Raw genomic sequence first — 21,956 nt, forward strand, 5'->3', positions numbered from 1 at the left:
AAGCGTATCTAAGGAATTCGTGGTTCGGGACATTTCGTCCCGCAACCGGTTCAGCCAGTCACGGCCAAGGTGCGCAGTTTAGCGTGACAGACGCGAATTTCGAGGCTGTTTTTCATTTACGGCCCATTAAATGCGACCGTTTGCAGGTGCGCTCTGTCAGGTGCTTGACGGCATCGGCTATGATAGCGGCTTTGTTTTGTCCGGCCTTCATTACGGCCACGCACTTGTACGTTCAAGGATCCTATGAGCAAGCCCACTGTCGACCCTACCTCGAATGCCAAGACCGGCCCAGCCGTGCCGGTCAACTTCCTGCGGCCGATCATCCAGGCAGACCTGGACTCGGGCAAGCACACGCAGATCGTCACCCGTTTTCCGCCTGAGCCCAACGGCTACCTGCACATCGGCCATGCCAAGTCGATCTGCGTGAACTTCGGCCTGGCCCAGGAGTTCGGCGGCGTCACGCACCTGCGTTTCGACGACACCAACCCGGCCAAGGAAGACCAGGAATACATCGATGCAATCGAAAGCGACGTCAAATGGCTGGGCTTCGAATGGTCCGGCGAAGTGCGCTACGCCTCGCAGTATTTCGACCAGTTGCACGACTGGGCGGTAGAACTGATCAAGTCCGGCAACGCCTACGTCGACGACCTGACCCCTGAGCAAGCCAAGGAATACCGTGGCAGCCTGACCGAGCCAGGCAAGAACAGCCCGTTCCGCGACCGCAGCGTCGAAGAAAACCTGGACCTGTTTGCCCGCATGAAGGCCGGCGAATTCCCGGACGGCGCACGTGTACTGCGGGCCAAGATCGACATGGCCTCGCCGAACATGAACCTGCGTGATCCGATCATGTATCGCATCCGTCACGCGCATCACCACCAGACCGGTGACAAGTGGTGCATCTACCCGAACTACGACTTTACCCACGGTCAGTCGGACGCCATCGAAGGCATCACCCACTCGATCTGCACCCTGGAGTTCGAAAGCCATCGTCCGCTGTACGAGTGGTTCCTCGAGCACCTGCCAGTGCCGGCCAACCCGCGCCAGTACGAGTTCAGCCGCCTGAACCTGAACTACACCATCACCAGCAAGCGCAAGCTCAAGCAACTGGTCGATGAAAAGCACGTCAATGGCTGGGACGACCCGCGCATGTCCACGCTGTCGGGCTTCCGCCGTCGTGGCTACACGCCGAAATCGATCCGCAACTTCTGCGAAATGATCGGCACCAACCGTTCCGACGGCGTGGTGGACTTCGGCATGCTCGAATTCAGCATCCGCGACGACCTCGACCAGAGCGCCCCGCGCGCCATGTGCGTACTGCGTCCGCTGAAAGTCGTGATCACCAACTACCCGGAAGGCCAGGTCGAGCACCTCGAACTGCCATGCCACCCGAAAGAAGACATGGGTGTACGTGCATTGCCGTTCGCCCGTGAGATCTACATCGACCGTGAAGACTTCATGGAAGAGCCGCCAAAAGGCTACAAGCGCCTGGAACCGAACGGCGAAGTGCGCCTGCGCGGCAGCTACGTGATCCGCGCCGACGAAGCGATTAAGGACGCCGATGGCAACATCGTCGAACTGCGTTGCTCCTACGATCCGGACACCCTGGGCAAGAACCCTGAAGGCCGCAAGGTCAAAGGCGTGGTGCACTGGGTGCCGGCGGCTGCCAGCGTCGAGTGCGAAGTGCGTCTGTACGATCGCCTGTTCCGCTCTCCGAACCCGGAGAAGGCTGAAGACAGCGCCAGTTTCCTGGACAACATCAACCCTGACTCGCTGCAGGTACTCACCGGTTGTCGTGCTGAACCCTCGCTGGGCAATGCACAGCCGGAAGACCGTTTCCAGTTCGAGCGCGAAGGCTACTTCGTTGCCGATATCAAGGATTCGAAACCAGGTCAGCCGGTATTCAACCGTACCGTGACCCTGCGTGACTCGTGGGGCCAGTGATTTAGCGTCAAGGAATAAACGTGCTTACGATCTACAACACGCTCACCAAGAGCAAAGAAGTCTTCAAGCCGCTCGATGGCAACAAGGTGCGCATGTACGTCTGCGGGATGACCGTGTATGACTACTGCCACCTGGGCCACGGCCGCAGCATGGTCGCGTTCGACCTGGTGACGCGCTGGTTGCGCTTCAGCGGTTATGACCTGACTTACGTGCGCAACATCACTGACATCGACGACAAGATCATCAACCGGGCCAACGAGAACGGCGAGTCGTTCGAAGCCTTGACCGAGCGCATGATCGCGGCGATGCACGAAGACGAAGCGCGCCTGAACATCAAGAAGCCGGACATGGAACCGCGTGCCACGGATCACATTCCGGGCATGCTGAGCATGATCCAGACCCTGATCGACAAGGGTTATGCCTACGCCCCGGGCAATGGCGACGTGTACTACCGCGTCGCCAAGTTCATGGGCTACGGCAAGCTGTCGCGCAAGAAGATCGAAGACTTGCGCATTGGCGCACGGATCGAAGTCGACGAGTCCAAGCAGGACCCGCTGGACTTCGTGCTGTGGAAAGCCACCAAGCCGGGCGAGCCGAGCTGGGAATCGCCGTGGGGCGCCGGGCGTCCGGGCTGGCACATCGAGTGCTCGGTGATGTCGACCTGCTGCCTCGGTGAGACTTTCGACATTCATGGCGGCGGCAGCGACCTCGAGTTCCCGCACCACGAAAACGAAATCGCCCAGAGCGAAGCGGCCACCGGCAAGACCTACGCCAACGCGTGGATGCATTGCGGCATGATCCGTATCAATGGCGAGAAGATGTCCAAGTCCTTGAACAACTTCTTCACCATTCGCGACGTGCTCGACAAGTACCACCCGGAAGTCGTGCGTTACCTGCTGGTGTCGAGCCACTACCGCAGCGCGATCAACTATTCGGAAGACAACCTCAAGGACGCCAAGGGCGCGCTTGAGCGTTTCTACCACGCGTTGAAAGGCCTGCCGAACGTGGCACCGGCTGGCGGCGAAGCGTTTGTCGAGCGTTTCACCATGGTGATGAACGACGACTTCGGCACGCCGGAAGCCTGCGCGGTGCTGTTCGAGATGGTGCGTGAGATCAACCGTCTGCGCGAGAGCGATCTCAATGCAGCGGCCGGTCTGGCGGCACGCCTGAAAGAACTGGCCAGCGTGCTGGGTGTGTTGCAGCTTGAAGCCGACGACTTCCTGCAAGCCGGTGCCGAAGGGCGCGTGGATGCAGCTGAAGTCGAAGCGCTGATCGCAGCGCGTCTGGCGGCACGTGCCGGCAAGGACTGGGCCGAATCCGACCGCATCCGCGACCAGCTCACCGCCATGGGCGTGGTGCTGGAAGATGGCAAGGGTGGCACGACCTGGCGTCTGGCTGACTGATTGCTTGATCCGCTGTAAACAAAACCCGCCTTGTGCGGGTTTTGTTTTTGGATGGCGGTGTTTGAGCTGACGTCATCGCCAGCAAGCCGGCTCCTACAGAATCGTGTCGTTCGCCAATTTGGTGTACGACATGATTTCTGTAGAAGCTGGCTTGCCAGCGATTGACCGCGTAGCGGTCAGCTTTCCGAATGGCGCAGCCGTTTGTAGAGGGTGTTGCGACTTACGCCAAGCCTGCGCGCCAGATGCGAAATATTCCCCCCCACCGCCTGCAACTGCCGATTCAACTCATCGGCATCGTCAAGATCCACCGCCAGCGGCTGCGGCGTCCCCACCGGCTCCATCTCCAGATCGACAAAAAAATCCTCCGGCAGATGCTCCAGCCGCACCGGTTGTTCCTCGGCCATTGCCAGCGCCACCTGCATCACGCTGCTGACCTGCCTTAAATTCCCCGGCCACGGGTGGCGGCTGAACAATGCCAGCACCTCACGACTCAAGCCCGCCCATTGCGAGGGTTCGCGATGCTGCTCCCACAAGCGTTTGAACAGCGCCTCTTTGTCACTGCGCTCTCTCAAGGGCGGCAGTTCCAGGGTCAGGCCGCCGATGCGGTAATACAGATCCTCGCGGAAACGCCCCAACTGCACCTGCTCGCGCAACGATCGGTTGGTCGCGGAAATGATGCGGATGTCCACCGGGAACAACTCACTGCTGCCTACCGGTTGCACGCAACGTTCCTGCAGCACTCGCAGCAAGCGCGCCTGCGTCGGAAGCGGCATGTCGCCGATTTCATCGAGGAACAGCGTGCCTTTGTCAGCCTTGCGGATCAGGCCGATGCTGCCTTTCTGATTGGCCCCGGTAAACGCGCCTTTCTCGTAGCCGAACAATTCGGACTCAACCAGTTCGGCGGGGATCGCCGCACAGTTCACCGCAATGAACGCCTGTTTGTTGCGAGAGCTGGCCTGATGCAGCGCTTTGACGAAAACTTCCTTGCCGACGCCCGTCTCGCCGTGGATTAACAAGGGAATGTCTTTTTCCAGCAAGCGCTCGGCCTGGCGCACGGCTTTTTCCACGCGGCTGTCGCCAAAGTGCAGGGTGCCGAGGCTGATCGCCGCTGGTGCTGGCGCAGTCACGGCGGGTTCGGCGAACACGAGTGGCTGAATCGGCACTTGCTTGGGTCTTTTCAGCAGACACTGGAAGCGGTTGCGCCCGGAAGCTTGCAAAGAGAAGGGCAGGCCTTCGGGTTGATTCAGCAGTTCCAGCAGCGAGACCTTGAACAGGCTCTCAACACTCAACCGCGACAGGCGCATACCCAGCAAATTGTCGGCACGGCGGTTGGCGGACAGCACCTGCCCACTTTCATCGAATATCAGCAGCCCGGCCCACTGGCTGTCGAGGTTGTTCAGGCCGGTGTTGAACGTCAGCTGGAAATGCTGGCCGTGGAACAGATTGAGGATCAGCCGGTTCTCCACGGTCTGGCTCATCATCTTGACCATGCCCAGGGTGTGGGAGGGCGGCAGGTAGCTGTCGCTGGACACGTCCAGCACCGCGATGACCTTGCGCTCGGCATCGAAAATGGGCGCGGCGGAACCGGTCATGAAGCGGTTGGCTTTGAGGAAGTGTTCATCGTGTTCAATGTGGACCGCCTGCTCGCAGACCAGCGCCGTGCCGATGGCGTTGGTGCCGCTGCAGCGTTCCATCCAGCTGGCGCCGGCGCTGAAGCCGCGGGTCAGGCTTGGCTCGATAAACCGCTGGGTGCCCCAAGAGGTCAGCACCTGGCCTTGATTGTCGGCGAGCATGATCAGGCAGTTGGAGTTGCTGAGGATGTTCTCGTAGTACGGCAGCACTTCCTGGTGGGTGGTTTGCACCAGTGAATGCTGGCTCTCGACCAACTGCTTGATGTCCTGCGCCGCAAGCTGGTCGAATGCGGGAGCGTTCTGGTGATCAAGGCCGAAGGCGCGGCATCGGGTCCAGGAGTCCTGGATGATGGTGTCGTGGGACAGCGGCGAGGCGGGTACGGCCATGGCAGTCAGTCTCTGAGCTAGCTTTTATTGTTTTTATGGTTTTTTGCGCATCACGCTGAATCTCTCACGTGACGTTCCTGACACTCCACGATTTTGCAGGAGCCGTGAACAGTCCATAGAGTGTTGTTCACTATTGTTCACTGTCAATGGGTGAACTGTTCAATTGTTCATTTCCGATTGTTCATTTGTGTTCAGCTACGAACGCAATTTTTTCGTGATTTTCAGGATTTCCCAACTGAATCAACCCTTTGAGATTTTTGGCACGAAAGTCGCTCTATAGCTCCGGTCGCTTGACTCCAAAAATAAAAAAGGCCGAGCCATGTCATTAACCCTGGAGCACGTCAGCCGCACCGTCGAGGGCCAGACCTGGATCGATGATGCGTGTCTGAGTTTCGAACCCGGATCCTTCAACGTTTTGCTGGGGCGCACGCTGTCCGGCAAGACCAGTCTCATGCGTCTGATGGCCGGGCTGGACAAGCCGGACTCCGGCCGGATCCTGATGAACGGCGTCGATGTCACGCAACGCCCGGTGCGCCTGCGCAACGTGTCGATGGTGTATCAGCAGTTCATCAATTACCCGACCATGACCGTCTTCGAGAACATCGCCTCGCCGCTGCGCCAGGCCGGTGCGTCCAACGAAGTGATCCAGAGCAAAGTGCTGGAAACCGCGAAGATGCTGCGCATCGAGAAATTCCTCAAGCGCTACCCCCTCGAACTGTCCGGCGGCCAGCAACAGCGTACGGCCATGGCCCGGGCGCTGGTCAAGGACGCCGAACTGATCCTGTTCGACGAGCCGCTGGTCAACCTCGATTACAAACTGCGCGAAGAACTGCGCCAGGAAATGCGCGAGCTGTTCAAGGCGCGCCACACCATCGCGATTTATGCCACCACTGAACCCAACGAAGCATTGGCCCTGGGCGGCACCACGACCATTCTTCATGAAGGCCGGGTGATCCAGAGTGGCAAGTCATCCGAGGTCTATCACCAACCGCAGACGGTGTTGGCGGCAGAGTTGTTCTCCGAGCCGCCGATCAACCTGATGCCGGGGCGCATCGCCGACAACGAAGTGAGTTTCGCCAACTTCGTTCACTTCCCGTTGAACGTCGACTTGCGTCCGGTCGGTGAGGGCGAGTTCCGCTTCGGCGTGCGTCCCAGCCACATCTCGCTGGTGCCGAGCAACGACGATGACCTCGAACTGGCGGTGACTGTCGAAGTCGCCGAGATCAGCGGCTCGGAAACCTTCCTGCACGTGCGCAACGAGCATTTCCTGCTGGTGCTGCACTTGCCGGGCGTTCACGAATACGACGTCGATGCGCCAATCCGCATCTACATCCCGACCCATAAACTGTTTGTGTTCGATGCGCAGGGGCGGCTGGTCCAGGCGCCGGGCCGGCGTGTCGCGAGGGTTGCCTGATGGCCGAAATCCGTTTGCAGAACCTCGCCCACAGCTACACCAAAACCCCGGCTGGACCGGAGGACTATGCGATCCGCGAGATGGACCACATCTGGGAGCAGGGCGGTGCTTTTGCCTTGCTGGGCCCGTCGGGTTGCGGCAAGTCGACCTTGCTCAACATCATTTCCGGCTTGCTCAGCCCGTCCCAGGGGCATGTGCTGTTCGACGGTAAAGCGGTCAACGACCTGACCCCGGAAAAACGCAACATCGCCCAGGTTTTCCAGTTCCCGGTGGTCTACGACACCATGACGGTGTTCGACAACCTGGCGTTCCCCTTGCGCAACCAGGGCATGGCCGAGGCAAAGATCCACACCAAGGTGCAGGAGATCGCCGAAGTCCTCGACCTGCAAACCCTGCTGAGCAAAAAAGCCCGCAACCTCACCGCCGATGAAAAACAGAAAGTCTCCATGGGCCGTGGTCTGGTGCGCGATGACGTGTCGGCGATCCTCTTCGATGAACCGCTGACGGTGATCGACCCGCACCTGAAGTGGAAGCTGCGGCGCAAACTCAAGCAGATTCACGAGCAGTTCAACATCACCATGGTCTACGTCACCCACGATCAGCTAGAGGCGTCGACCTTCGCCGACAAGATCGCGGTGATGTACGGCGGCCAGATCGTGCAATTCGGCACGCCACGGGAGTTGTTCGAACGGCCGAGCCACACTTTTGTCGGCTATTTCATCGGCAGTCCGGGCATGAACCTGATTGAGGTCCAGCCACAACCGGGCGGCGTCGGCTTCGCCTCGACGCACTTGCCGCTGTCCGGGGCCATGCAAAAACGCATCGCCGACACCGAGTGGAAAACCTTGAAGGTCGGCATTCGCCCTGAGTTCGTGCATGTCTGGGATGAGCCGTTTGATGACGCAATGCGGGCACAGGTCGTACACGTCGAAGACCTCGGCACCTACAAGATCATGACCCTGAGCCTCGATGGCGTACCGCTGAAAGTACGTCTGGCGGAAGACAAGCCAGTGCCCGAAGGCACGGCCTACATCAGTTTCCCGGCGCAGTGGTTGATGGTCTACGGCGACGAATTCCTGCTGGAAGCACAGGCCAGCAATGAGGTGCAGCCATGAACAAGGTGCAGAACAACAAGGCCTGGTGGCTGGTGTTGCCGGTGTTCCTGCTGGTGGCGTTCAGTGCGGTGATCCCGATGATGACCGTGGTCAACTATTCGGTGCAGGACATCTTCGACCAGTCCAGCCGCTATTTCGTCGGCGCCGATTGGTACAAGCAAGTGCTGCTCGATCCGCGGCTGCACGACTCGCTGCTACGCCAATTCATCTATTCGGCCTGCGTGCTGCTGATCGAAATCCCGCTGGGCATTGCGATTGCCCTGACCATGCCGACCAAGGGCCGCTGGTCGTCGGTGGTGCTGATCATCCTGGCGATCCCGTTGCTGATCCCGTGGAACGTGGTCGGCACCATTTGGCAGATCTTTGGCCGGGCCGACATCGGCCTGCTCGGTTCGACCCTCAATGCCATGGGCATCAACTACAACTATGCAGCCAACACCATGGACGCCTGGGTCACCGTGCTGGTGATGGACGTCTGGCACTGGACTTCACTGGTGGCGCTGCTGTGCTTCTCCGGGTTGCGGGCGATTCCCGACGTGTATTACCAGGCCGCTCGCATTGACCGGGCCTCGGCCTGGGCGGTGTTCCGGCACATCCAGTTGCCCAAGCTCAAGAGCGTGCTACTGATCGCGGTGATGTTGCGCTTCATGGACAGCTTCATGATCTACACCGAGCCGTTCGTGCTCACCGGCGGCGGACCGGGCAATGCCACCACGTTCCTCAGCCAGACCCTGACCCAAATGGCGATCGGCCAGTTCGACCTGGGGCCGGCGGCAGCGTTCTCGCTGGTGTACTTCCTGATCATCCTGTTGGTGTCCTGGCTGTTCTACACCGCCATGACTCACTCCGACGCCAACCGCTGAGGCCATCATGAGCAAGAGAAAGCTGATTCCACTGCTGACCTACATCCTGTTCCTGCTGGTGCCGATTTACTGGCTGCTGAACATGTCGTTCAAGAGCAACACCGAAATCCTCGGCGGGCTGACACTGTTTCCCCAGGATTTCACTTTCCACAACTACAAAGTGATCTTCACTGATCCTGCCTGGTACACCGGTTACCTCAACTCGCTGTATTACGTGAGCCTGAACACGGTGATTTCCCTGAGCGTGGCGTTACCGGCGGCGTATGCGTTTTCGCGCTACCGTTTCCTCGGTGACAAGCACCTGTTTTTCTGGCTGCTGACCAACCGTATGGCGCCACCGGCGGTATTCCTGTTGCCGTTCTTCCAGCTGTATTCGTCGATCGGCTTGTTCGACACCCACATCGCCGTCGCGCTGGCTCACTGTTTGTTCAACGTGCCATTGGCGGTGTGGATTCTGGAAGGCTTCATGTCCGGCGTGCCGAAAGAAATCGACGAGACCGCCTACATCGACGGCTACAGTTTCCCCAAGTTCTTCGTGAAGATTTTTATCCCGCTGATCGGCTCCGGCATCGGTGTCACGGCGTTTTTCTGTTTCATGTTTTCCTGGGTCGAACTGCTCCTGGCGCGGACCCTTACGTCGGTCAACGCCAAGCCCATTGCGGCGGTCATGACCCGTACCGTCTCGGCATCCGGTATCGACTGGGGGGTGCTGGCGGCGGCGGGAGTGTTGACCATCCTGCCGGGCATGCTGGTGATCTGGTTTGTTCGCAACCACGTGGCCAAGGGCTTTGCCCTGGGCCGGGTATGAGGAGCTGATGATGGAATGGATGAGCTGGACCGTCCCGACGGCGGCCTTTTTTGCTGTTATCGGTTTGATCCTGGTGGGCATGACCACTTGGGAGTTGCGCTCGCCGAGTGTGCTTCGGCGTGGTCTTTTACCGATTGCCACCACCCGTGGCGATCGCTTGTTTATCGGTCTTCTCGGCAGCGCCTACCTGCATTTGCTGGTAATCGGCGTGACCGACTGGAGCATCTGGGTAGCGTTCGCGTTGTCCCTGGTGTGGCTGTTGGCTGTGATGCGTTGGGGCTAGTCGAATCGCTCGGCAATGTTGCTCCGAAATTCAATAAGGAGGTCTCTATGTTCGACAAAAACAATAAGCTGCGACATAGCATTTCATTGGCAGCCATGCTGGCACTCAGCGGTTTGAGCGCTTCGGCCTGGGCCGATGCCTACGAAGACGCGGCAAAGAAATGGATCGGCGCTGAATTCAAGCCGTCCACCCTGACGGCCGATCAGCAACTCGAAGAGTTGAAGTGGTTCATCAAGGCCGCCGAACCGTTTCGCGAGATGAGCATCAAGGTTGTCTCGGAAACCATCGCCACCCACGAGTATGAATCCAAGGTGCTGGCCAAGGCCTTCAGCGAGATCACCGGGATCAAGCTGACCCACGACCTGCTGCAGGAAGGCGACGTGGTGGAAAAACTGCAAACCCAGATGCAGTCGGACAAGAACATCTATGACGGCTGGGTCAATGACTCGGACCTGATCGGTACGCACTTTCGCTACGGCAAGACCGAATCGATCACTGACCTGATGGCCAACGAAGGCAAGAACTTCACTTCGCCGACCCTCGACCTCAAGGACTTCATCGGCATCTCGTTCACCACGGCACCGGACGGCAAGATCTACCAGCTGCCCGACCAGCAGTTCGCCAACCTGTACTGGTTCCGTGCCGACTGGTTCGAACGCGCGGACCTGAAAGCCAAATTCAAGGAAAAGTACGGCTACGAGTTGGGCGTACCGGTGAACTGGTCGGCCTATGAAGACATCGCCAAGTTCTTCACCGAAGACGTCAAGGAAATCGACGGCAAGCGCGTCTACGGGCACATGGACTACGGCAAGAAAGACCCGTCCCTGGGCTGGCGCTTCACCGATGCCTGGTTCTCCATGGCCGGTGGCGGCGACAAGGGCTTGCCGAACGGTTTGCCGGTGGACGAGTGGGGTATCCGCGTCGAGGATTGCCACCCGGTGGGTTCCAGCGTGACCCGTGGCGGCGACACCAATGGCCCGGCGGCCGTGTTCGCCACCACCAAGTACGTGGACTGGATGAAGAAGTACGCGCCACCGGAAGCGGCGGGCATGACCTTCTCCGAATCCGGGCCCGTACCGTCCCAGGGCAACATCGCCCAGCAGATCTTCTGGTACACCGCCTTTACCGCCGACATGACCAAACCGGGGTTGGCGGTGATGAACGCCGATGGCACGCCGAAATGGCGCATGGCACCGTCGCCGCGTGGACCGTATTGGGAAGAGGGGATGAAACTGGGCTATCAGGACGTGGGTTCCTGGACGTTCATGAAGTCCACGCCTGAGAAGCAAAAACTCGCGGCCTGGCTGTACGCTCAGTTCGTGACTTCGAAAACCGTATCGCTGAAGAAAACCATCGTCGGCCTGACCCCGATCCGCGAGTCGGACATCAACTCGCAAGCCATGACCGACCTGGCACCGAAACTCGGTGGCCTGGTGGAGTTCTACCGCAGCCCGGCCCGCGTGCAATGGACCCCGACCGGGACCAACGTGCCTGATTACCCTCGCCTCGCGCAGTTGTGGTGGAGCCACATTGCCGAAGCCGCCAGCGGCGAAAAAACCCCGCAACAGGCACTCGACGGTCTGGCCAAGGATCAGGACGCAATCATGACCCGTCTGGAGCGCTCCAAGGCCCAGGCTACCTGCGCACCTAAGATGAACCCTGAGCGCGAGGCGCAATACTGGTTCGACCAGCCGGGCGCACCTAAGCCGAAACTGGAAAACGAGAAGCCGAAGGGCGAGACCGTGAGCTATGCCGAACTGCTGAAATCGTGGGAGGCAGCGCGTAAGTAAGGCTGACCTGTAAGAAGCGAACGGCACCGTAAGGTGCCGTTTTTTTGTGCCTGATCTACCGCAATCGCTAGCAGGCTAGCCCCACATGTGATCGGCGGTGTTCACGATGTGAGTGCCCACAGAATCCCCTGTGGGAGCGAGCCTGCTCGCGATGAGGCCAGCCCTGACAACTAATTGCTGGTGACCGAACACGAATCCCACAAAAACAAAAACGGCACCCGAAGGTGCCGTTCTGTTTACTGCCGAATGTCGCTTAAGCGATCAACCCGCCAGGCCCGACTGTTGAACCAGGTTCAGCAGCGGTTGTGGGTAGACGCCGAGGAAGAACGCGACCAGGGCGATGGCCAGCAGCATCACGCCGCCTGCTTTCTGTTCCCAGTGCAGTTGCGCATCGTGGCGACGCAGGTTCGGTTCGATCAGGTACAGGGTGACCATCACACGCAGGTAGTAGAACACGCCGATGGCGCTGCCCAGTACCAGCGAGCCGACCAGCCACCACTGATGCGATTCGACGCCAGTGGCGATGATGTAGAACTTGCCGATGAAGCCCGCGGTCAGCGGGATACCGGCCAGGGACAGCATCATCACGGTCATTACCGCGGTCAGGTATGGACGGCGCCAGAACAGGCCGCGGTATTCGTACAGGGCATCGGCGTCACGACCGTTGTACGGCGAGGACATCAGGGTGATCACGCCGAAGGCGCCGAGGCTGGTGATCACGTAGGTGACCAGGTACACGCCGATGGCTTCCACGGCCAGACCCTTGCTCGCCACCAGGGCGATCAGTAGGTAACCGAAGTGGGCGATGGACGAGTAACCCAGCAGACGCTTGAGGTTGCTCTGGGTCAGCGCCAGCAGGTTACCGAACAGAATCGACGCGATGGCGATGATGGTCAGCACGTCGCTCAGCACACCGCTGCTCGCCGCTGGCGAGATCTGGAACAGACGCACCATCACCGCGAACACAGCCACTTTGGAAGCAGTGGCGAGGAACGCAGCAACCGGCGCCGGAGCACCTTCGTAAACGTCTGGCGTCCAGAGGTGGAACGGTACCAGCGACAGCTTGAACGCCAGGCCGATCAGCATCATGCCCAGGCCCAGTTGCGCCAGCGAGCTAGGCAGACCGGTAGCCGCCAGCGCCTGACCGATGCCGACGAAGCTCAGGGAACCCGAGTCTGCGTACAGCAGCGCCATGCCGAACAACAGGAACGCCGAACCGGCGGCCGACAGCACCATGTACTTGATGCCGGCTTCCAGCGAGCGCTTGTTGAAGAAGGCATAAGCCACCAGACCGTAGACCGGCACCGACAGCAGTTCCAGACCGATGAACAACCCGGCCAGGTGCTGCGCGCTGACCAGAACCAGGCCACCAGCGGCGGACATCAGGATCAGCAGGTACAGTTCTTCACGGTTGCCCGGGTAACCCGAACCGCCATCGCCGAGGTAGGCGTGGGCGAGGGTGACGCAGGCGAGGGTGGCGACCAGGATCAGCGCCATGTACAGGCAGGCAAAGGTGTCGATCTGCAGCAACGGCGTCACGGCCAGGGGCGCGACTTTCAGGGCAGGCAGGATCGACAGCAGTGCCAGGTTCAGACCCGCCACGGAAATCAGGAAGGTCTGCGAGTGGTTGCGGCGCCAGGCGATTGCCAGCATCACCACGATAATGGTGAGGCTGGTAATCAACAGCGGCGCTAGCGCGATAAAGTGTTGAGTCGTGAATTCCATAGCGCTCTTACCGGGCCGAAGCGAGTTGAGTGAAGGCGGTGCCGAGCCACTGCTGCACGCCATGCATCGTAGCGGCAGAGGTATCGAGGAACGGTTGTGGGTACACGCCGAGGTAGATCAGCAATGCAGCCAGACCGACCACCATGATCAGTTCGCGACCGTCCATGCCGTGCAGTACCGCGTCCGATTTGGCCGGACCGAAGTACGCACGGTGGATCATGATCAGCGAGTAGACCGAACCGAACACCAGGCCGGTAGTGGCGATGATGGTGATCCACGGGGCACTGGCGAAGCTGCCGATCAGGATCAGGAACTCACCGACGAAGTTACCGGTACCCGGCAAGCCCAGGGACGCTGCTGCGAAGAACAGGCTGAGGGCCGGCAGGTAAGCGATCTTCGACCACAGGCCACCCATTTCACGCATGTCGCGCGTGTGGGTGCGTTCGTACAGCTGACCACTCAGGATAAAGAGTGCCGCGGCCGACAGACCGTGCGCCAGCATCTGCATGACTGCACCCTGCAGCGCCAGTTGGCTGCCGGAGTAGATGCCGATCAGTACGAAGCCCATGTGGGAAACGGACGAGAAGGCGATCAGACGCTTGATGTCGGTTTGTGCGAAGGCCAGGAACGCACCGTAGAAAATCCCGATCAGACCCAGGGTCATGGCGATCGGCGCGAACTCGGCCGAGGCATTCGGGAACAGCGGCAGGGCGAAACGCAGCAGGCCGTAGGCAGCGGTCTTCAGCAAGATACCGGCGAGGTCGACGGAACCGGCGGTCGGTGCCTGGGCGTGAGCATCAGGCAACCACGAGTGGAACGGTACGACGGGCAGCTTGACCGCGAAGGCGATGAAGAAGCCGAGCATCAGGATGTACTCGGTGGTCATCGACATCTTGGTTTTCAACAGGTCGGCGTAGTTGAAGGTGATCACGCCGGTTTCGTTGAAGTTGACCAGGACCAGACCGAGGATCGCCACCAGCATGATCAGGCCGGAAGCCTGAGTGAAGATGAAGAACTTGGTCGCCGCGTAGATCCGGGTTTTCTTGCCGTCCGAAGAACTGTGACCCCAGAGCGCGATGAGGAAGTACATCGGCACCAGCATCATTTCCCAGAAGAAGAAGAACATGAACAGGTCGAGGGCGAGGAACACGCCGACGACACCGCCCAGGATCCACATCAGGTTCAGGTGGAAGAAACCCACGTGACGCTGGATCTCTTTCCACGAGCAGAGTACCGAGAGGACACCCAGCAAACCGGTCAGCAGGATCATCAGCAGCGACAGGCCATCGAGGGCCAGGTGCACGCTGATGCCAAAGCGCTGGATCCAGATGTGCTTGAACTCAATCACCCAGGCCGGATCGGCGCCGGGTGCCGGTGCAAATGAATAATCGCCATGGGCCCACAGCCAGAGGCCGAGCGCGAGTTCCAGGGACATGGTCAACAGCGCAATCCAGCGCGGGAGGGTAGAGCCGAAGCGCTCACCCATCCAGCACAGCAGGCCGCCGATGAAGGGAATCAGGATTAGCCAAGGCAGAATCATGACGGGCTCGTTTCCTTTCGCAAATTCGCAAGGTTCATATCAGACCGCTACCAGCACGACGGCGCCAATTACCAGCACGGCACCCGCAGCCATCGAGGCGGCATACCAACGCAGTTGACCGGTCTCGGTACGGCTCAGGGCGGTGTGACCGCCTTTGGCCATGCGCGGGATCAAACCGATGGTCTGATCGAGCGGGTCTTTGCGCAGGATGTGGCTGATCGCCAGGTACGGCTTGACGAACAGTTTGTCGTAGATCCAGTCGAAGCCCCAGGCAGCGAACCACCAGGCCGAGAGGAAACGGCCGATGCCGCTGTTGGCGATGGCCGTCACGAAGCGACGCTTGCCGAGGAACAGCAGCGCGGCCAGCAGGATACCGGCCAGGGCGATGGCGCCCGAGGCGATTTCCAGACTGTGCTTGGCTTCGCCGCCGGCATGGCCGACGCTTTGCGGCAGCACGCCGTGCAGCGGTGGAACGATCATCGCGCCGACGAAGGTCGACAACACGATCAGCACCGACAGTGGCAGCCAGTGGGCGATGCCGTGACCGGCGTGGGCTTCGGTCTTCGCTTCACCGTGGAACGCGATGAAGATCAGGCGGAAGGTGTACAGCGAGGTCATGAACGCGCCAACCAGACCCGCGTAGAGCAGACCGTTGTTGCCGCTGGCGAACGCTTCCCAGAGGATTTCGTCCTTGGAGTAGAAGCCTGCGGTCACCAGAGGCAGGGCCGCCAGGGCCGCGCCGCCGACGATGAAGCTGGCGTAGGCCAGTGGCAGTTTCTTCCACAGACCGCCCATCTTGAAGATGTTCTGCTCGTGGTGGCAGGCAACGATTACCGCACCGGAAGCAAGGAACAGCAGGGCCTTGAAGAAAGCGTGGGTCATCAGGTGGAAGATCGCGCCATCCCAGGCACCGACGCCCAGGGCCAGGAACATGTAGCCGATCTGGCTCATGGTCGAGTAGGCGAGGATGCGCTTGATATCGGTCTGAACCAGGGCTGCGAAACCGGCGAGTACCAGGGTCACGCCACCGACGATGCCTACCAGGTGCAGGATTTCCGGCGCCAGGGTGAACAGGCCGTGGGTACGGGCGATCAGGTAGACACCCGCGGTCACCATGGTCGCGGCGTGGATCAGTGCCGACACCGGGGTAGGACCGGCCATCGCGTCCGCCAGCCAGGTTTGCAGTGGCAGTTGCGCGGATTTACCGACAGCGCCGCCCAGCAGCATCAGGGTGGCCATGACCATCCAGAAGTCGCCGGCCTGGAATTTCTGCGGTGCCAGCACCAGCAGTTCCTGAACGTTCAGCGTGCCCAGTTGGGCAAACAGGATGAACAGGCCGATGGCCATGAACACGTCACCGATACGGGTCACGATGAAGGCTTTGAGTGCGGCGTTACCGTTGTTGCGGTTGCTGTAGTAGAAACCGATCAACAGGTACGAGCACAGGCCCACGCCTTCCCAACCGAAGTACAGGAACAACAGGTTATCGCCCAGCACCAGGAACAGCATGCTGGCGATAAACAGGTTGGTGTAGGCGAAGAAGCGCGAGTAACCGGCTTCACCGCGCATGTACCAGGACGCGAACAGGTGGATCAGGAAGCCGACGCCGACGACCACACCGAGCATGGTCACGGACAGGCCGTCCAGATACAGCGCGAAGTTCGGCGTGAAGCCTTCCACCGCCATCCACTGCCACAACACCTGGGTGTAGTGACCGCCTTCTGGCGGGGCGACGTTGAATTGCCAGATCACGTAGGCGGTCACGATTGCCGACAGACCGATGGAACCCACGCCGATCAATGCGGCCAGGTTTTCCGAGATGCGTCCACGGGAGAACGACAGCAGCAGGAAACCAATGAGAGGGAATACGAAAGTCAGAAAGAGTAGGTTCATCCGCGCATCTCACTGGCAGCGTCGATATCGAGCGTGTGGAAGCGGCGATACAGTTGCAACAGAATCGCCAGGCCGATACTGGCCTCGGCGGCTGCCAGGCTGATCACCAGGATGAACATGATCTGTCCATCCGGCTGCGCCCAACGGCTACCGGCAACAATGAAGGCCAGTGCAGAGGCGTTCATCATCACTTCAAGACTCATCAACACAAACAAAATGTTGCGGCGGACCATCAGGCCAACCAGGCCGAGGCAGAACAGGATGCCGGCGACCGCCAGACCATGCTCCATAGGGATAGCAGGCATCGTCATTGCTCCTTGGCTTCGTTACGGCCCAGATGGAACGCCGTGACGGCTGCGGCGAGCAGCAGCATCGAGGCGAGTTCGACCACCAGCAGGTAAGGACCGAACAGGCTGATGCCCACGGCCTTGGCGTCTACGGTGGTGTGGCCGATGGCTTCACCGCTCTGGTGGGCGAACAGCACGTACAGCAGTTCAGCCAGCAGCAGGGCGCCGAGAATGACCGGGCCGAGCCAGATGCCGGGCTTGAGCCAGACGCGCTCTTGCTGAACCGAGGCCGGGCCCAGGTTCAGCATCATCACCACGAACACGAACAGCACCATGATGGCGCCAGCGTAGGCGATCACTTCCAGGACACCGGCAAACGGTGCGCCGAGGGCGAAGAACGTCATGGCCACGGCGATCAGCGAAATGATCAGGTAGAGCAGGGCGTGCACAGGGTTGGTGTTGGTGATCACGCGAAGCGTGGACACCACAGCGATACCCGATGCGAAATAGAAAGCGAATTCCATCTTTCTTCCTTAAGGCAGCAAGCTCTTCACGTTGATCGGTTCGGCTTCATTCTGCGCGGAGCCTTTCGGCTTCCCGGCAATCGCCATACCTGCAACACGATAGAAGTTGTAATCAGGGTTTTTGCCGGGGCCGGAGATCAGCAGATCTTCTTTCTCGTACACCAGGTCCTGACGTTTGAACTCGGCCATTTCGAAATCCGGTGTCAGCTGGATCGCAGTGGTCGGGCAGGCTTCCTCGCAGAGGCCGCAGAAAATGCAGCGCGAGAAGTTGATGCGGAAGAAGTCCGGGTACCAGCGACCGTCTTCGGTTTCAGCTTTCTGCAGCGAGATGCAACCGACCGGGCACGCCACGGCGCACAGGTTGCACGCTACACAACGCTCTTCACCGTCGGGGTCGCGGGTCAGGACGATACGGCCACGGTAGCGCGGCGGCAGGTACACGGCTTCTTCCGGGTACTGCAGCGTGTCGCGCTTGCGGAAGGCGTGGCCGAAAATCATCACCAGGCTGCGAAGCTGGGTGAAGAAGCCATGCACGATGTCAATTATGTACTTCATGATTCTCTATCCTCACTGAGCCGCGACGGCGGGCGTGTTGAGCAACACGATCGCAGCGGTCACCAGCATGTTGACGAGGGTCAGCGGCAAGCAGAACTTCCAGCTGAAATCCATCACTTGGTCATACCGTGGGCGCGGAATCGAAGCGCGCAACAGAATGAAGATCATGATGAAGAACGCGGTTTTCAGTGCGAACCAGATGAACGGGATCTGCGGCAGGATGCCGAACGGACCGTGCCAGCCACCGAAGAACAAGGTCACCAGCAGCGCCGAGATCAGCACGATGCCGATGTACTCGCCGACGAAGAACATGCCCCATTTCATGCCGGCGTATTCAATGTGGTAACCGTCGGCCAGTTCCTGTTCCGCTTCCGGCTGGTCGAACGGGTGACGGTGAGTCACGGCCACGCCAGCGATGAAGAAGGTCAGGAAACCGAAGATCTGCGGAATGATGAACCACAGGTTCTGTGCTTGATATTCAACGATGTCGCGCATGTTGAACGAGCCGACCTGGATCACGATGCCCATCAGCGACAGGCCCATGAACACTTCGTACGACACGGTCTGTGCCGAGGCCCGCAAGCTGCCCAGCAGGGCGAACTTGTTGTTACTCGACCAACCGGCGAACAACACCGCGTAGACCGACAGGCCCGCCATGGCGAAGAAGAACAGGATGCCGATATTGATGTCCGCCACGCCCCAGGTCGGGGTGATCGGGATGATCGCGAAGGCAATCAGCAGGGCGCTCATGGCCACTACCGGTGCCAGGGTGAAGATCATCTTGTCGGCGAATGGAGGCGTCCAGTCTTCCTTGAAGAACATCTTGATCATGTCGGCAGCGATCTGGAACGCGCCGAACGGACCGACGCGGTTCGGACCGTAACGGTCCTGCCAGAGGGCGAGCAAACGACGCTCGACCCAGCTGAGCAGGGCGCCGCAAACCACCACGGCCAGCAGAATCACCACGGCCTTGAGGACCGCGATGATCACGTCGATCACTTCAGGAGTGAACAAGGTCATTGAGCTGCCTCCTGCAGACCGTCAACGGATTTGCCGAAAATCGCTGGCGGAATGCCGGCGATGCCCGCAGGCAGTGCCACCAGGCCAGCGCCCAGCTCTTCGTTGATACGCAGCGGCAGACGCAGGGTCTGGCCAGCGACGTTCAAGCTGAGCATGGCGCCGTCATTGACACCCAGGCGGTCGGCTTCGGACTTGGCCAGTGCGACGTACGCAGCCGGAATGCGTTCCTGAACCGGAGCGGCTTTCGAAGAGTTCTCTTCGCTGCCGAACAGGTGGAAGAACGGGACGACTTGCCAGGTGCCCTGGGCCGGGTTGAACGCGCGCGGAACATTGGCGAACCAGTTCAGCGAGTCACCGTTGCTTTCGATCAGGCGGGTGCCCGGGTCGCCAGCGCGGATGTGACCACCGACTTCGTCCTGGAACTTGTTCCAGGCTTGCGGCGAGTTCCAGCCCGGAGACCAGGCGAATGGCACTTGCTGACGCGGTTCGGCCGAGCCCGAGTAACCTTCCATGGAGAATGCGAACGCGGTGTCATTGTCCTGCGGGGTACGCGGTTCGTGCACGCTGATGTCGGCGCGCATGGCGGTACGACCGGAGTAACGCAGCGGTTCACGGGCCAGTTTCATGCCCTTGATGCGGAACGCGGCGGACGGCGCAGCGTCGACGATGGCCGCCAGTTGCGGGGTGCTCGAGGCGACCGCAGCGGTGACGTGGTCCAGTTGCGTCCAGTCGATCGGCTGGTTCAGCAGGGTCGCGCGCAGGGCATGCAGCCAGCGCCAGCCTTCGTGAACCAGGATGCTCGCGTCCATGTACTTCGGATCGAACACCTGGAAGAAGCGCTGGGCGCGACCTTCCTGGCTGACCAGCGTACCGTCGCCTTCAGCGAAGCTGGCGGCCGGCAGAACCAGGTGCGCGCGATCGCTGGTGGCAGTCTTCTGATGGTCGGCCACGATCACCACTTTCGCAGCGGTCAGGGCGGCATCGACACGGGCTTTGTCGGTGCGGGTGTACAGATCGTTTTCCAGCACGACGATGGCGTCGGCCTTACCGTCGATGACGGCTTGCAGCGCGGCGTCGACCGATTCGCCACCGAGCATGGCCAGGCCGAGGCTGTTGGCCTCAGGCACGATCAGGCTGATGGAGCCGTTCTTCTCGCGCAGCTTCAGGGCCTTGGCGATGTTCGCGGCGGCTTCGATCAAGGCTTTGGAGCCCAGGGAAGTACCGGCGATGATCAGTGGGCGCTTGGCCGCGAGCAGGGCGTCGGCGATGCGCTTGGCCAGTTCGAGGGCTTCAGCGTCCAGGCCTTCAACGGCTGGAGCACTGGCGTCGAGGGCGTGGGCCACGGCGAAACCGATGCGTGCCAGGTCGTCGGGAGCGGCGTGGACGCATTCTTCGGCGATGTCGTCGAGCTTGGTTTCAGCCAGGCTGGCGATGAACAGCGGGTTCAGCGCGTGCTGGCCGATGTTCTTCACGGCGGCGTCGAGCCAGGGCTGAACACGCATGGCGTCGGCCATGTCTTCAGCTTTGCCCTTGACCGATTGACGCAGGGACAGCGCCATGCGGGCGGCCGTCTGGGTCAGGTCTTCACCGAGGACGAAAATCGCATCGTGGTCTTCGATGTCGCGCATGTTCGGCACTGGCAGCGGGCTGTCTTTGAGCACTTGCAGGACCAGACGGATACGCTCCAGCTCGGCAGCTTCGATACCGGAGTAGAAGTGCTCGGCACCGACCAGTTCGCGCAACGCGTAGTTGCTTTCGAGGCTGGCACGCGGCGAACCGATGCCGACGATGTTGCGACCGCGCAGCAGGTCGGCGGCTTTATCCAGCGCTTCGTCGAGGCTCAGCTTGGTGCCGTTGGCCAGCAGCGGCTGACGCGGACGGTCTTCACGGTTGACGTAGCCATAGCCGAAACGGCCACGGTCGCACAGGAAGTACTGGTTTACCGAGCCGTTGAAACGGTTTTCGATACGACGCAGTTCACCGTAGCGTTCGCCCGGGGAAATGTTGCAACCGCTGGAGCAGCCATGGCAGATGCTCGGCGAGAACTGCATGTCCCACTTACGGTTGTAGCGCTCGGAGTGAGTCTTGTCGGTGAACACGCCGGTCGGGCAGACCTCGGTGAGGTTGCCGGAGAACTCGCTTTCCAGGGTGCCGTCTTCAACGCGACCGAAGTACACGTTGTCGTGAGCGCCGAATACACCGAGATCAGTGCCGCCGGCGTAGTCCTTATAGAAGCGCACGCAGCGGTAGCAAGCGATGCAGCGGTTCATTTCGTGGGAAATGAACGGGCCCAGTTGCTGGTTCTGGTGGGTGCGCTTGGTGAAGCGGTAACGGCGCTCGTTGTGGCCGGTCATTACCGTCATGTCTTGCAGGTGGCAGTGACCGCCTTCTTCACAGACCGGGCAGTCGTGAGGGTGGTTGGTCATCAGCCATTCAACAACACTGGCGCGGAACGCCTTGGACTCTTCATCATCGATGGAGATCCAGGTGTTGTCGGTGGCAGGGGTCATGCAGGACATGACGATACGACCACGGGTGTCGTTTTCGTCGGTGTACTGCTTGACCGCGCACTGGCGACAAGCGCCAACGCTGCCAAGGGCAGGGTGCCAGCAGAAATACGGAATATCGAGGCCCAGAGACAGACATGCCTGTAACAGGTTGTCTGCCCCATCGACTTCGAGCGCTTTGCCGTCTACGTGGATAGTGGCCATGGTTCAAAGTTCTTCGTTGGCCCGGTGTCAGCGGGCGTGGCTAATGGAATCTTGTTATCCGCGTGA

The 21,956-nt window shown here is 60.3% G+C and carries 17 protein-coding genes; 8 read left to right on the plus strand and 9 right to left on the minus strand.

The window, feature by feature from the left end:
- Window positions 1–243: 243 nt before the first annotated feature.
- Together M5G20_RS13355 and cysS are read left to right on the plus strand one after the other, a co-directional pair.
- A complete protein-coding gene (locus tag M5G20_RS13355; protein ID WP_150735191.1) occupies window positions 244–1,941 on the plus strand; it encodes a glutamine--tRNA ligase/YqeY domain fusion protein in 1,698 nt (565 codons plus the stop codon).
- Between the two features lie 20 nt (window positions 1,942–1,961).
- Window positions 1,962–3,344 (plus strand): cysteine--tRNA ligase, encoded by a 1,383-nt coding sequence (gene cysS / locus M5G20_RS13360; RefSeq protein WP_273919454.1) that lies wholly within the window; start codon window positions 1,962–1,964, stop codon window positions 3,342–3,344.
- Between the two features lie 176 nt (window positions 3,345–3,520).
- Here the strand turns inward: cysS and M5G20_RS13365 are convergent, their stop codons facing one another.
- Window positions 3,521–5,362, minus strand: a complete 1,842-nt coding sequence (locus M5G20_RS13365; protein ID WP_273919455.1) for a sigma-54-dependent Fis family transcriptional regulator — start codon at window positions 5,360–5,362, stop codon at window positions 3,521–3,523.
- 319 nt (window positions 5,363–5,681) lie between these two features.
- On the opposite strand from M5G20_RS13365, the gene M5G20_RS13370 reads away from it, so the two are divergent.
- Genes M5G20_RS13370 through M5G20_RS13395 form a run of 6 tightly spaced genes read left to right on the plus strand, consistent with a single transcriptional unit; the run spans window position 5,682 to window position 11,635 of the window.
- Window positions 5,682–6,776 (plus strand): ABC transporter ATP-binding protein, encoded by a 1,095-nt coding sequence (locus M5G20_RS13370; RefSeq protein WP_273919456.1) that lies wholly within the window; start codon window positions 5,682–5,684, stop codon window positions 6,774–6,776.
- Entirely contained in the window at window positions 6,776–7,891 is a 1,116-nt protein-coding gene (locus tag M5G20_RS13375) for an ABC transporter ATP-binding protein (protein WP_273919457.1), read from the plus strand. The genes M5G20_RS13370 and M5G20_RS13375 overlap by 1 nt, the downstream gene beginning before the upstream one ends.
- The gene (locus M5G20_RS13380) at window positions 7,888–8,754 is read left to right on the plus strand and encodes a carbohydrate ABC transporter permease (protein ID WP_273919458.1); all 867 of its coding nucleotides are present in this window, start codon (window positions 7,888–7,890) and stop codon (window positions 8,752–8,754) included. The genes M5G20_RS13375 and M5G20_RS13380 overlap by 4 nt, the downstream gene beginning before the upstream one ends.
- 7 nt (window positions 8,755–8,761) lie before the next feature.
- Complete coding sequence (locus tag M5G20_RS13385) at window positions 8,762–9,562, plus strand: carbohydrate ABC transporter permease (RefSeq protein ID WP_273919459.1); 801 nt, start codon at window positions 8,762–8,764, stop codon at window positions 9,560–9,562.
- Between the two features lie 10 nt (window positions 9,563–9,572).
- Window positions 9,573–9,845 carry a DUF2160 domain-containing protein gene (locus M5G20_RS13390; RefSeq protein WP_273919460.1) on the plus strand — a complete coding sequence of 91 codons (273 nt, stop codon included), beginning with the start codon at window positions 9,573–9,575 and terminating at the stop codon, window positions 9,843–9,845.
- Between the two features lie 47 nt (window positions 9,846–9,892).
- Window positions 9,893–11,635, plus strand: coding sequence for an ABC transporter substrate-binding protein (locus tag M5G20_RS13395; RefSeq protein WP_273919461.1), 1,743 nt, complete (start codon window positions 9,893–9,895; stop codon window positions 11,633–11,635).
- A 261-nt stretch (window positions 11,636–11,896) separates the two neighbouring features.
- Here the strand turns inward: M5G20_RS13395 and nuoN are convergent, their stop codons facing one another.
- The 8 genes from nuoN to nuoG are packed head-to-tail and all read right to left on the minus strand — an operon-like array spanning window position 11,897 to window position 21,890.
- Complete coding sequence (nuoN, locus tag M5G20_RS13400; protein WP_212627066.1) at window positions 11,897–13,360, minus strand: NADH-quinone oxidoreductase subunit NuoN; 1,464 nt, start codon at window positions 13,358–13,360, stop codon at window positions 11,897–11,899.
- Window positions 13,361–13,367: 7 nt separating this feature from the next.
- Window positions 13,368–14,900, minus strand: a complete 1,533-nt coding sequence (gene nuoM / locus M5G20_RS13405; protein WP_273919462.1) for an NADH-quinone oxidoreductase subunit M — start codon at window positions 14,898–14,900, stop codon at window positions 13,368–13,370.
- Between the two features lie 39 nt (window positions 14,901–14,939).
- Window positions 14,940–16,793: an NADH-quinone oxidoreductase subunit L gene (nuoL, locus tag M5G20_RS13410; RefSeq protein ID WP_150735184.1), complete on the minus strand. Its 1,854-nt coding sequence runs from the start codon at window positions 16,791–16,793 to the stop codon at window positions 14,940–14,942.
- Complete coding sequence (gene nuoK / locus M5G20_RS13415; protein WP_007946416.1) at window positions 16,790–17,098, minus strand: NADH-quinone oxidoreductase subunit NuoK; 309 nt, start codon at window positions 17,096–17,098, stop codon at window positions 16,790–16,792. Before nuoK ends, nuoL begins: the two co-directional genes overlap by 4 nt.
- Before the next feature lie 2 nt (window positions 17,099–17,100).
- The gene (nuoJ, locus tag M5G20_RS13420) at window positions 17,101–17,604 is read right to left on the minus strand and encodes an NADH-quinone oxidoreductase subunit J (RefSeq protein ID WP_150701297.1); all 504 of its coding nucleotides are present in this window, start codon (window positions 17,602–17,604) and stop codon (window positions 17,101–17,103) included.
- 9 nt (window positions 17,605–17,613) lie between these two features.
- The gene (nuoI, locus tag M5G20_RS13425) at window positions 17,614–18,162 is read right to left on the minus strand and encodes an NADH-quinone oxidoreductase subunit NuoI (protein ID WP_075947948.1); all 549 of its coding nucleotides are present in this window, start codon (window positions 18,160–18,162) and stop codon (window positions 17,614–17,616) included.
- A gap of 9 nt (window positions 18,163–18,171) precedes the next feature.
- Complete coding sequence (nuoH, locus tag M5G20_RS13430) at window positions 18,172–19,179, minus strand: NADH-quinone oxidoreductase subunit NuoH (RefSeq protein WP_056723843.1); 1,008 nt, start codon at window positions 19,177–19,179, stop codon at window positions 18,172–18,174.
- Window positions 19,176–21,890: an NADH-quinone oxidoreductase subunit NuoG gene (gene nuoG / locus M5G20_RS13435; RefSeq protein ID WP_273919463.1), complete on the minus strand. Its 2,715-nt coding sequence runs from the start codon at window positions 21,888–21,890 to the stop codon at window positions 19,176–19,178. Before nuoG ends, nuoH begins: the two co-directional genes overlap by 4 nt.
- Window positions 21,891–21,956: the final 66 nt, after the last annotated feature.

It is taken from the genome of Pseudomonas sp. TNT2022 ID1044 (assembly GCF_028656895.1).
Taxonomy (GTDB): domain Bacteria; phylum Pseudomonadota; class Gammaproteobacteria; order Pseudomonadales; family Pseudomonadaceae; genus Aquipseudomonas; species Aquipseudomonas reinekei.

Bases quoted from the DNA above. Each gene is read 5' to 3' on its own strand.
- M5G20_RS13355 (WP_150735191.1), top strand. From the start codon at position 244: ATGAGCAAGCCCACTGTCGACCCTACCTCGAATGCCAAGACCGGCCCA.
- M5G20_RS13365 (WP_273919455.1), bottom strand. From the start codon at position 5,362: ATGGCCGTACCCGCCTCGCCGCTGTCCCACGACACCATCATCCAGGAC.
- M5G20_RS13370 (WP_273919456.1), top strand. From the start codon at position 5,682: ATGTCATTAACCCTGGAGCACGTCAGCCGCACCGTCGAGGGCCAGACC.
- M5G20_RS13375 (WP_273919457.1), top strand. From the start codon at position 6,776: ATGGCCGAAATCCGTTTGCAGAACCTCGCCCACAGCTACACCAAAACC.
- M5G20_RS13380 (WP_273919458.1), top strand. From the start codon at position 7,888: ATGAACAAGGTGCAGAACAACAAGGCCTGGTGGCTGGTGTTGCCGGTG.
- M5G20_RS13385 (WP_273919459.1), top strand. From the start codon at position 8,762: ATGAGCAAGAGAAAGCTGATTCCACTGCTGACCTACATCCTGTTCCTG.
- M5G20_RS13390 (WP_273919460.1), top strand. From the start codon at position 9,573: ATGGAATGGATGAGCTGGACCGTCCCGACGGCGGCCTTTTTTGCTGTT.
- M5G20_RS13395 (WP_273919461.1), top strand. From the start codon at position 9,893: ATGTTCGACAAAAACAATAAGCTGCGACATAGCATTTCATTGGCAGCC.
- nuoN (WP_212627066.1), bottom strand. From the start codon at position 13,360: ATGGAATTCACGACTCAACACTTTATCGCGCTAGCGCCGCTGTTGATT.
- nuoM (WP_273919462.1), bottom strand. From the start codon at position 14,900: ATGATTCTGCCTTGGCTAATCCTGATTCCCTTCATCGGCGGCCTGCTG.
- nuoL (WP_150735184.1), bottom strand. From the start codon at position 16,793: ATGAACCTACTCTTTCTGACTTTCGTATTCCCTCTCATTGGTTTCCTG.
- nuoK (WP_007946416.1), bottom strand. From the start codon at position 17,098: ATGCCTGCTATCCCTATGGAGCATGGTCTGGCGGTCGCCGGCATCCTG.
- nuoJ (WP_150701297.1), bottom strand. From the start codon at position 17,604: ATGGAATTCGCTTTCTATTTCGCATCGGGTATCGCTGTGGTGTCCACG.
- nuoH (WP_056723843.1), bottom strand. From the start codon at position 19,179: ATGACCTTGTTCACTCCTGAAGTGATCGACGTGATCATCGCGGTCCTC.
- nuoG (WP_273919463.1), bottom strand. From the start codon at position 21,890: ATGGCCACTATCCACGTAGACGGCAAAGCGCTCGAAGTCGATGGGGCA.